We start from the raw sequence: 8,881 nt of genomic DNA on the forward strand, positions 1-8,881 counted from the left end.
TGCTGCACAGGCAAAAGGTTTCTTCGACAAAGAAATTATTGCAGTGACCATTCCACAGCGCAAAGGTGATGCCATTGTTGTTGCAAAAGATGAACATCCTCGTGCTACAACTATTGAAGCGTTAACTAAGTTAAAACCTGTGGTGAAAGCTGAAGGTACAGTGACTGCGGGCAATGCTTCAGGCATTAACGATGGTGCAGCAGCATTGCTCATCGCTTCTGATGATGCCGTTGCAACTTATGGTTTAAAAGCTCGTGCCAAAGTGATTGGTGCAACAACAGTCGGTGTTGAGCCTCGCATTATGGGCTTTGGTCCTGCACCTGCGATCAAAAAATTACTGGCTCAAACAGGTTTAACACTTGAGCAAATGGATGTGATTGAACTGAACGAAGCTTTTGCAGCACAAGCATTGGCTGTGACGCGTGATTTAGGCATTGCCGATGGTTCAGAGAAAGTCAATCCAAACGGTGGTGCGATTGCTTTGGGTCATCCACTTGGCGCATCAGGTGCACGTCTGGTGATTACAGCACTGAATCAGCTTGAAGCAACAGGTGGCAAATATGCCCTGTGCTCAATGTGTATCGGTGTAGGTCAAGGCATTGCTTTGATTATTGAAAGAGTTTAACTTTTTCAGATAAATGTTGAGCTTTAATCAATTCAACATCCCAAGTAGGAATAGTGTCTAACCGAGCCAATAAAAAGTCTAAAAGCTTTCTGATTTTAGATAAATTTTTGGAGTTGGCAGGGAAGACTGCACGTAAGCCGTAATTCAATAAAGGATATTCAGGTAAAATCGTGATCAGTTGTTGATTCATAATATGCTTATGTGAAACCAAGGTTGGGAGGCAGACTATGCCTCCTTCACTTAGAGCAAAATCACGTAATAAGTGCACAGAAGAAGAAAGAACATGAATATTGATTTCCATGTCTTTAAATTCAGTCCCTTCTAAATATTGAATGCGATTTCGGGTTGGATAACCCGAATAATAGCCTAGAGGGAGGTCTTTTAATTGTTCAGGATGTTGGATTGGTTCAATATTTTTGAGATATTGAGGCGAACAGCAAAGCACTCGATTCACATTAAACAGTTTTCTTTCGACTAAGCTTTCACCAGTAGGTGGGAACATTTGAAAAACAATATCAAAGCCTTCTGCAATTGGGTCGATAATTCGGTCATTAACCACGATATCGATATTTAAATCAGGATATTCTTTCAAGAAAATCGTAAGTAGATGACCAAAATGATCAATCGCAAAACCTGGCGCCATATGAATGCGTAAACGTCCTTGCATTTTGGAGGTGGCATGTGCCATTTCATCTGCTAAAAATTCAAAGCGTTTAATAATATCAGCACACTCATGATAATAGCGTTCACCAATATCGGACAAACGCACAGAGCGCGTACTACGATGAAAGAGAGGGGCTTTAATAAAATTTTCTAGCTGTTGAATACGGCTACTAATGACCGAACGAGTGACACCCAATTGTTCTGCTGCTTTTATAAAACTACCACTTTCTGCCACACGTACAAATGCATCCATGCATTGTAACTTATCCATTATTTATCCCTTGTAAATTAATATATTAGAATACACAACATTCAAATGAAAGTTGAAATCAATAGTATTTAAAATTCTATTGATTTGAATTGATATTCTAACTCATTTTTAGAAACCATACATTATTAAAAGAAATTAAATTTAATATTCAGTAGTAAATTTGATCTATATTGAATGATTTGAAAATTTTTTATTTTTAATATTTTAAATAGCCTGTCTGTTTTAATTTAGATCGCTTGAAAATTTAATTGAACTATAAGATAGAATCAAGATATGAAGATAAATGGACAACACGTTAGATTTAAATACTACTACAATGAATAAAAGGAGATAGTCAAATTAGAAGTCTGATTATTTTGGATAGATATATTATACTTATTGGGTATTTTAGATTAAAAAAGAATCAAAATATATTTTTTCTTTTATTTATCAAGGGTAAGTGTTCTTAAATTATCCGCAATTTCTGTGGATAACTCTAGGGATAAAACCTATTTACTTTTATCTTTGATGGATTTGATAGAGCTAAATGAATTTTAAGATGCAATTAATTATAAGTTAATACCATTTAAGTGGTATTTAAAAAATATAAATTGATCAAAAATATAAATTAAATTGAACTGTATTTTTCAATATAATCTCCCCACCACTGCATCATTTCTTTACGTTGATTAAAATATTCAGCATGATTATAACTTGCTCGTGTTTTATTTTTATCAGTATGTGAAAGTTGGGCTTCAATCCAACTCGATTGAAATAGTCCTGAATCATTTAATATTGTACTAAAAGTAGATCTTAAACCATGAGAAGATAATTCAGTTTTATTATAGCCCATTTTTCTAATACAACTATTTAATGTATTAAAATGTATATGTTGATTTGGGTTTCGAGGACTGTAAAATACATACTTTTCACCGTGTGACCACACTAAAGCAGATTCTATAATTTTTATAGCTTGAGTAGATAAAGGTACTAAAAAGTCAGGAATATCATGCCCTAAAATAACTTTTCTTCTGAATTGTTTGACATGAAGAGCAGGGATTTTCCATACTTTATTTTCTAAATCAAAATGATGGGGTTCACAAAGTAAAAGCTCTGAACCACGAACGCCAGTATAAAGCTTTAACCATAATGCTTTTTTTATAATAGGGTCTGTATTTAATTGACTGATTCTATCTATAAAAACAGATAAATCATCTGATTTTAAATAAGGATAATTTTTCTTAATTTTATTATTTAAAAATATTTTATTCAGACCATTTGCAATATTATATTCACAATACCCCATAGCCACAGCATAATCATAAATTTGTTTTAAATAACTATATGCTTTTTTAACAGGTTCTTTTACACCACGTGATTCTATATTTTTAATGATAATGACAAGATCATATCGTTTTACATGACTAAACGATAAATCATGAATATGTGGGTAAATGTCTTGAGTTAAACATTTTTTAGCTAACTCTATGACACCACAGCGAGGTTTATCTTCAAAAGAATTTTTTATTTTAAAAGATAGCCATTCTTCACAGACTTCTTGAAAAGATAATTCTTTATTTTTTGAAATATAAGAAGTATCCAGACTGAGTTTGTATTCATCTCGTGCAGATCGAGCATCTTTTAATGACATGAAAGGATAAAGACCCAATTTAATTCTAGGTCTTTTTGTAGAGCCTTCTATCGAATAACGATAGCTCCAAGACTTTCTTCCATTCGGATCTACTTTTAAGCTTAAACCATCGTCATCAGCTAAAAAGTAAATTTTTTCCTTAGGTTTTGCCTGTCGTACTCTTGATTCTGTAAGACTCATAAATTTGTATGAAGTAACTACGATAAACTATGCATGATATTGTTATTATAGCAAAATTTATTGATAGCGTTTGATGTGTTTATATTGCATCCTATCAACTAGGACTTACACATTGACAGCATGAAAAAATAGTCAAATTGATTCAAAAATCAAGATGGTGGGCGTTTACTAGATGGAATGTTAAAATCTGATGGCACATCTTCAAGTGAAAAATATATTGTACTTTCTCATAGTATGGTGCCAATGAGTTTTTATTGGACGGAAAAAGGGAAAATTAAAACCTCACATAGTCCAGATCCAGATAAATAAGAGTTTAATATAATGGAACAAAAAATGAATTTTCCAACAACCGCTTTAAGACATATACATTCAGGGTATATCGGTACAGCTGAAATATGGCAACAATTTTTTATAGAATTTATTGATAATTATGAAAATTTTAAAGGAGAAAACCCCGAATTTGATGCAAGTGATTTTAGTCATTTAAAAGCTGAATATTTGAACTTAATAAGACATTTTGATGTCGTAGCTATACAAAACCAGTTAGATAAAAAAGAAAAAGACTTAGGAATGGTTTTGCCAAAATCATATAAAGATTTTGTGTTGGCTGGTGGAATAGAAATTTCCAAGAATTTCACTTATGACTTTTTAACATATTCTGCTTTATCTAAAATTGAAAATATAAGTTATCTTAAAGAAGATAAAAAAGGGTTTAGAGCTTATCACAGTATTATAGAAATGAATGAGGAAGACTATATTGAAAATCCTCAAAGCCTAGCTCAAGCAGAACAGAACCATTATCACTATGTAAACTATTTTGAATTATTTAAATTGACAGGTGAGGAGCGAGGCAACATCTTAGATGTGGTGAATATAAAAGATGAATCTGAAATTGGTTATTTTAGCCGTGGTACTTTACCTCTGCATAAAGAATTTAAAGACAGTGTCATTAATATTACAGAATATTTAACTCGTATCTTATTGCCATTTCAACAAACGCAGGATGGTGAATACGAAGCATGGCTTTTTGAGGATGGAAATTTTTACCGTTGTAAGTCATTTGCGGAAATGTATATGATTGATTTGTTAGGAAGTTGTTCACGTGGTCTAATGCCTCAAGGCATGAAAAATCTGTATCGTAGCGGTTTATCTAAAATGTTTAACAATATGCCTGAATGGTAAGGTTATGTTCCCTTAAATCAACGTACCAAAACCATTTAAAATGGGAACAGTACTCAAATTGCCTATATGCATAAAATAAAATTTTGTGGGTAGTTAGAGGCTTTTATTTATGTAGATAAGCCTGAAAAAGAGTAACTTACAGTAATAAGCATCTGCTGAGCACCTACTTGAACTCAAGTGGAGTTTCATTTATTTGGTTCTAATTCTTTGATATATTTAATTTTATAGGGAGAGTAGACTTGTAAGAACGTCAATTAAATAAACATAAGATCAAGACCATTGAGTTTGCTGACTAAATTAACGATATGATATTTTTGGTCTGTTACCCACTTCGCAGTGTAAAAACTCATTTAATTTCTAGTGTTTATCGAGTTAATTCAATCTACCTTTTTTCCATTCTGTTGGGCTAATTCCAAACCAAGATTTAAAACAACGTGGCTGTAAACATTGGATTGATATTGCAAGTCTAACTGTTTAGACGATTCCTGAAAGTGTTGTTGAAGGGTATTTTTCAGAAAAAAATCATCTAAAGTATGATCAATTGTTAAAAAAGAAATATCAGCTTTACGTTTGCTGAGTTCATCAATGGCTGATAAATAATTTAAACTCAATTGATCAATACGATTTTGGGTTTGGAGAATAGCCTGCTTAAGTCGTGAATATTCAGCATCATCGTAGTCAGTTAAACTCAATCTATTAATATGTCGTTTCAGACGTTCTTCGATTTCAATGCCAATTTTGGCGTTTGAACCACCATGGAACCATAACCAGTCTAGGTTTTGGGTAAAAGGATCTGATTTAAGATCAGCAATCACGTTATCTACAGCTTTAACTGCTGTAGAACAGACAAGCATATTCATATTTCGGTCTGCACCCTCAATGATGGCAAGAGCACGTGCTGAAACTTGTTGAGCAATGAGTGATTTGAATAACGTGGTTTTTCCAGTACCGGGAGCTCCTTGTACAGCGATGAGGGGATTGGCAGGATGAATATTGGCGACTTGAATGGCTTGATATTGTCCACGCCCTAAAGAGTACTTAGTTTCAAAAAGACCATAGGTTGTATTTAAAGTAATATGATCTTGTTCAACAATCGAGGTGCTGTCACCATTCTTGGTTAAATATTCGTTGAGTAATGGGTATTTTTTAGCAATTATTTGTGGATCAGATTCTATTTCACCGAGTATATGTTTGAAGTCTTGTAGATCACGAGTTGTCCCTGCATCATCATTTTTTGTGCCATAGATCAAGCCATGTGTATGCGGTGCAAAGTATATAGACTTAAAGTTATTGTTCTTGGACGCTAATCGTTCATTGGCCCATTCAAGGAAACCAAAATAAAGCGTTTTAAAATCAGCAAATGGACGATCACAAACAAGACTCATCAGCTCAAGTATGTTACGTGATTCATCCAAATCATCAATTTCGACATCAAAATAATTGAGTAGAACAGCTAGATTAACTTTCACCATATTTGAGACATTGGACGAAAGATCAAAGCCTGTAAAATCATTTTCAAGTAAAAAATTGGAAGGTAGGTCTATGGTAAATATTGGCAGATAAAACGATTCATTTTTGTGATGTATATTGAGCAGTGGAAATGCAAACAGTAACTCTTCACTCAGTTTGTTTTCATCCGTTTCTTGATCGAAAACGACATATTTTTCAGTCAAATGTGCGATTTGATCAGGATATAATTCAATAAAAACACCTTTACTACTGATGTTCTCATTAAAATCAGCTTCTTTGAAATTAATAATCTGGCAATGATCTATATTTTTTACTGGTATTTTAGATTTTTCACAGCCTGTAATTTCAATATAATGTTGCCAGGCTTTTAAAAGATTTTTTTGATTTAAACCCATAAGTAGCTCAATTGAAATATAAATATTTTCCAAAATAATATCATATTGAGTTTTGTGATAGGGGATTTGGGGAATGCTGATACTGACTAAATAAAAGTTAGTCTTTAAACTAAAATCATTCGTTTAACTTGTGTTAGTTGTAAAAATTGTTTGAATCTAAAAAATCTGAGTTCATTTAAAAGCCGCTGCTGTCATTTCCAAAGGCTTATGGTTAATATATTTGATGGTGTTCCAAAAGTATACTACTCATTTTAACACCACTACACAAACCCATGATTAATGTAAAATAAAGCTAAGTTAACTGTCCGTTTTTACGGGGGCTAATACATTACACTAAACCCACCCAATACGGTTGGGATGGTGATACACTCGCTTATGAGAGTAGCAACCAATACACCAAACACTATGTGTATGTGTATGAAAATGGAAGCTTTGTTCCACTGATTCAAGCCACGTACAGACAACAGATTAATCAACACCAAACACCGCAGTGGGATGAGTGTAAAACTGAAAACCCTACCAAGCTCTTATCTAGAATATGCAGATGAAACTACTAAATTTATAGATGATAATAATATTTCTGAAAAACTAGCAAATATTAGAAAAATTTTATCTAGTAAATTTGATAATAGTTTAGGGGTAGATGATCAGGATGATTTAGAAAGAGCTTTTGAAAAATTAGAGTATTGGAAACCAAGAAAATAGAGCTTTTAAGTTATTCGCAATCACGGAGATTAAGTTAAATGTCAGCTGAAAGATATATATTTTTTAAAGATAAAAACTGGTATACAGATAATGACAAATTAATTATCAAAAATTTGGAAGATTTGCGCACATTTATAAAAACTGATAAAGAGAACAATACTGTTTTATTGAGAGAAACGTATGGAAAACAGGGGGATTGGGATTATGACGTTAGGTTTATTTTCAAAGCTACTTATATTTTCTTAGAAATATCTTCTCATGGACCTGAAATAACGTATGATTTGAAAAAATTGCTTAACTGGATTAGAAGCAAAACAGAAATTAGAGTTGAAGATGAAGACGGTGTACTTTCAGATTGGTAGTTTTAAGGCTGCGCTAATAACTTTAATTCAAAGGCAAAGAAACATTTGCCTTTGACCCTGTAAGTAATACCATTAATCCAAATAAAATACAAAGCCATCAACAAACCCCATATAGCAATACGCCAAGACACCTACTTTGAGCCGACCCATAAACATGGCTACAACAGCTTAGTGAACAATGTAGTACTAGACTACATAGATCAGAAATACCAATACGATGACTATGGTCAGCTGATTGTGCAAAATGATGGCGGACAACTCCAACACTTTGAATGGGATGCATTGGGACAACTGATCCGCAGTAAAAATGACAAAGCCGAAATCCACTACCACTACGATGCATTGGGTCGACGCATCGAAAAGTCCAAACAACACATTCAAGCAGGACGCAGTCACTATACCGAAACCACCCACTATGGATGGGATGGAGATACCTTAGCGTATGAATCTACAAACCAATACACCAAACACTACGTGTATGAAAATAGAAGCTTTGTCCCGTTAATTCAAGCCACCTACCGACAACAAATCAATCAACACCTGAGCAAGGAAGAGCAAAGCACCGCTTTGCCCGAGCGCAAGTGAGTGGGCGAATGGCTATGACTACGACAAAGACCCGTTATGGCATACCATTCAAAAAGTAGAAAAGTTTGATCGAGTGTGGTTTTACCACTGTGACCACTTAGGTACACCACAGGAAATGAGTGACCAAACAGGGGCGATTGTTTGGACAGCGAACTACAAAGCATGGGTGAGCGAGGATAAGAAAAACATCGTTTTTCCCGAAGCGCAAGGCGAGAGCTACGCTCGAGTGGTAAACCTGAAAACCACACCAAGCGAGACATTAGGGACAGTGAAATCATCACGAATAATATCCGTTTTCAAGGACAGTATTATGATGAGGAGACGGGATTGCATTACAACCGTTATCGGTATTACTCACCGTATGTAGGACGGTTTATAAGTAGAGATCCGATTGGGTTAAAAGGCGGATATAATATTTATGCTTATGCACCCAATCCAGTGAGATGGGTTGATCCGTTGGGACTAGAACCTACTTGGGAAGAAAAAGCTATAGCATGTGGGAAAAAAATCCCTCAAAACATGCAATCAGCAACACATGGACATCATATTGTTTTTAAAGGATATGCAACACAGGCTAAATATAGAGTTCACTTGGATAAATCTATAGGACTTACGCATTGACAGCATGAAAAAATAGTCAATATGCTGTAAAACATATATGTGATTAGACAAACGAAACATGCTTCTACAGCTCAATGTACTTTACCCATTTATATGGGGTTTCTTATGACAGAACCACACTCTATAAGTTGTACGCAACTTGCAGATACCTATCAAATCTCACACGACAGTGTAAATCGCTTTTTAGAACGT

General features: G+C 34.1%; 11 protein-coding genes and 1 pseudogene. 9 read left to right on the forward strand and 3 right to left on the reverse strand.

Annotated elements, in window-relative coordinates:
• On the forward strand, positions 1-625 hold a 625-nt coding region (locus C9E89_RS20645; protein ID WP_116746707.1), incomplete at its 5' end, for an acetyl-CoA C-acyltransferase.
• Here the strand turns inward: C9E89_RS20645 and C9E89_RS20650 are convergent.
• Positions 609-1,559: a LysR family transcriptional regulator gene (locus C9E89_RS20650; protein ID WP_107010042.1), complete on the reverse strand. Its 951-nt coding sequence runs from the start codon at positions 1,557-1,559 to the stop codon at positions 609-611. The genes C9E89_RS20645 and C9E89_RS20650 overlap by 17 nt on opposite strands.
• 607 nt (positions 1,560-2,166) lie before the next feature.
• Positions 2,167-3,369, reverse strand: coding sequence for a tyrosine-type recombinase/integrase (locus tag C9E89_RS20655; RefSeq protein ID WP_107010043.1), 1,203 nt, complete (start codon positions 3,367-3,369; stop codon positions 2,167-2,169).
• A gap of 177 nt (positions 3,370-3,546) precedes the next feature.
• Here C9E89_RS20655 and C9E89_RS24065 point away from each other — a divergent pair, with 177 nt between their 5' ends.
• Positions 3,547-3,678, forward strand: a complete 132-nt coding sequence (locus C9E89_RS24065; protein WP_265935936.1) for a hypothetical protein — start codon at positions 3,547-3,549, stop codon at positions 3,676-3,678.
• A 24-nt stretch (positions 3,679-3,702) separates the two neighbouring features.
• Positions 3,703-4,551, forward strand: a complete 849-nt coding sequence (locus tag C9E89_RS20660) for a hypothetical protein (protein WP_147305738.1) — start codon at positions 3,703-3,705, stop codon at positions 4,549-4,551.
• A 377-nt stretch (positions 4,552-4,928) separates the two neighbouring features.
• Here C9E89_RS20660 and C9E89_RS20665 read toward each other — a convergent pair whose 3' ends face one another.
• On the reverse strand, positions 4,929-6,416 hold the full coding sequence (locus C9E89_RS20665; RefSeq protein WP_107010045.1) for an AAA domain-containing protein: 1,488 nt from the start codon (positions 6,414-6,416) through the stop codon (positions 4,929-4,931).
• A gap of 495 nt (positions 6,417-6,911) precedes the next feature.
• Between C9E89_RS20665 and C9E89_RS20670 the strand changes: the two genes are divergently transcribed.
• The 6 genes and pseudogenes from C9E89_RS20670 to C9E89_RS23410 form a co-directional block, all read left to right on the forward strand.
• Positions 6,912-7,121, forward strand: coding sequence for a hypothetical protein (locus C9E89_RS20670; protein ID WP_228199089.1), 210 nt, complete (start codon positions 6,912-6,914; stop codon positions 7,119-7,121).
• 38 nt (positions 7,122-7,159) lie between these two features.
• Complete coding sequence (locus C9E89_RS20675) at positions 7,160-7,483, forward strand: hypothetical protein (RefSeq protein WP_107010046.1); 324 nt, start codon at positions 7,160-7,162, stop codon at positions 7,481-7,483.
• A gap of 171 nt (positions 7,484-7,654) precedes the next feature.
• The gene (locus C9E89_RS23395) at positions 7,655-8,068 is read left to right on the forward strand and encodes a hypothetical protein (RefSeq protein ID WP_228199090.1); all 414 of its coding nucleotides are present in this window, start codon (positions 7,655-7,657) and stop codon (positions 8,066-8,068) included.
• Positions 8,069-8,183: 115 nt separating this feature from the next.
• Positions 8,184-8,435 (forward strand): hypothetical protein, encoded by a 252-nt coding sequence (locus tag C9E89_RS24115; protein WP_171405190.1) that lies wholly within the window; start codon positions 8,184-8,186, stop codon positions 8,433-8,435.
• Positions 8,396-8,689: an RHS repeat-associated core domain-containing protein gene (locus tag C9E89_RS24120; protein WP_322887907.1), complete on the forward strand. Its 294-nt coding sequence runs from the start codon at positions 8,396-8,398 to the stop codon at positions 8,687-8,689. Before C9E89_RS24115 ends, C9E89_RS24120 begins: the two co-directional genes overlap by 40 nt.
• A gap of 39 nt (positions 8,690-8,728) precedes the next feature.
• Positions 8,729-8,881 (forward strand): annotated as a pseudogene (locus C9E89_RS23410) (IS701 family transposase); the annotation flags it as partial.

The sequence above is a fragment of the Acinetobacter sichuanensis genome, from assembly GCF_003024515.2.
GTDB lineage: Bacteria > Pseudomonadota > Gammaproteobacteria > Pseudomonadales > Moraxellaceae > Acinetobacter > Acinetobacter sichuanensis.